This is a genomic window from Endozoicomonas sp. ONNA1, assembly GCF_024606325.1.
Classification (GTDB): domain Bacteria; phylum Pseudomonadota; class Gammaproteobacteria; order Pseudomonadales; family Endozoicomonadaceae; genus Endozoicomonas_A.
The window spans coordinates 1-1784 of record NZ_JAHHPN010000970.1 but is presented as its reverse complement, the minus strand read 5'-3'; the positions used below and the strand labels follow the sequence as shown (position 1 = coordinate 1784).

2 protein-coding genes are annotated in these 1784 nt (G+C 47.0%); both read right to left on the bottom strand.

Annotated features, from left to right (window positions below):
• Nucleotides 1–1276 (bottom strand): hypothetical protein (locus KDK19_RS23410; RefSeq protein ID WP_257293067.1); only part of this gene is annotated, 1276 nt, incomplete at its 3' end.
• A gap of 278 nt (nucleotides 1277–1554) precedes the next feature.
• Nucleotides 1555–1784 (bottom strand): hypothetical protein (locus tag KDK19_RS23405; protein WP_257293066.1); only part of this gene is annotated, 230 nt, incomplete at its 5' end.

The following is a 1784-nucleotide window of genomic DNA, read 5'->3' as shown; positions in this document are numbered from 1 at the left end:
TCCAGGCACCTTTTTTCCACGCTTCTCCAGAGGTCAGACCGGTATCGCATTGATAAACATACTGCCCAAAACCATTAAAGTCTGCTTCTGCAGAAAAGATGATGCCCTTTTTCATACTGATCATATGATGATGCGCATAGCGTTTTTTCTTATCTTCAGAGGCTGGCAGTAAATCAGAATGATCCTGAAAGTCATGGGTGACTCTGAATGTTTTGGGATAACCGTCTTCAAGCAAAGGAGGTTCCTTACCATCCAGTACTTTTGAGCTCACCGCTTTTCCCCAGGCACCAATATAAGCCATGCTTACCGGCTCTACAGGGTATCGAACAACGACCAACTGGTGATGCTTGCCCCTGAGCACCATTGACCGGGTATAAGGATCAACATTGAGGCCACTGAAGTCTCCCCTTAAAGAGGAGTTCTCGCCAACTACGTGTATTGCTAATAAATCGCTCGTCGTATAGCGGGTTTCACCAAACTGCACCAGACCATCCCCTTTCGCATTGATCGGTTCATCCTTTATATCAACCCAATGGCTGGCAGGTTCTCCACCCTCGAGGGCGAGACTTTGCAGGATAGCCCTGGAGTAATAACTCTGCGGTTTCTTCAGATTTCTTTGCATGACACCCAGGACATGGAAAGTTCCTTCTTTATCCTGATAAATATCTAAACCGGTCACGGGCTTGGAGTGATCAACCCCCTCTCGGCTATCCCCCATTGGAAGATAGCTTCCCCATCTCGAATTTACCCAAGCCGAAACCGTCACCAGTTGCTCCTTATCGATGTCGATGATAAAAAGATTTCCGTGCTGGGCGGCAAACAACCAGTTTTTTTTATAGCGCCGATTAAATTCGGCACTGTGGGCCAGATAAACAGGCGAGTTGGCATGAGGTAAGAGGTAACCAAGATTAGGTGATGGTGAAACTATCATGAAATCGAATTTTCCATGAGTCCCAATAAACACCCGACCGTTAGAACAACCAAAGGCAAACTGGTTGTTACCCAGAGGCTTATGAAATGTACTCAAACTGTGATGATGCGCCAAGGTTATGTTGGTCAGGGGAATATTGGTAAATTCATTCATCACACAGCCGGGAAGGTAATCATTAAAAACCGTTTTCCAGGCTTTGCTGCCTGCCGTGCTTTCAATAACAACGGCGTTGCCATCTCTATTGACAGCTCCGAGCTGAAATACCACGGTTTCCTCAGCATGTGAATTCAACGAGGATACCAGCGTGACAGACGACAAAATCAGGGCTTTAAGTGTCCGGATCATACAAACCTCCCTATCAGGGTAATAGTGTAACTACGAGTAAATGGCCTCTGAGTGTTTTGACTCAGTAAATTGCCAAGGGTTCAATGAAACGGACAAGTTTAGACAAACGGGCTTAGTACGCCACAGAGTGGAAAAGGCAAGAAAGGCAGGTCAGGCCGACCGGGCACAGACCGTCATTTTGAAGGCATCATCTTCTTGCCTGACAACTCGGTAGCCAGCAGTTCATGTTCATAGGTGACGGGATGTGGACGCCCCTGCCCTTTTCGGAGCTAGTCCTGTTAGAGTTCATCTCTTGGTCTAGGATGATTGGGATTAATAACGCTCGTTTTTTCCTCCACCTGAGCTATGAAGGGATGGATTTCGTCCATTACCCGGGTCGTGAAAGAATGATAGTAGTTTAATCCCGTTAATCGATAGTTCAGCCCCTCCAGCTTGTCGGGTCGGGTGAATCTGGCAGAAGCTTTTTCCCAATTGCATTGCCTGGGCTCTATCCAGGCACCTTTTTTCC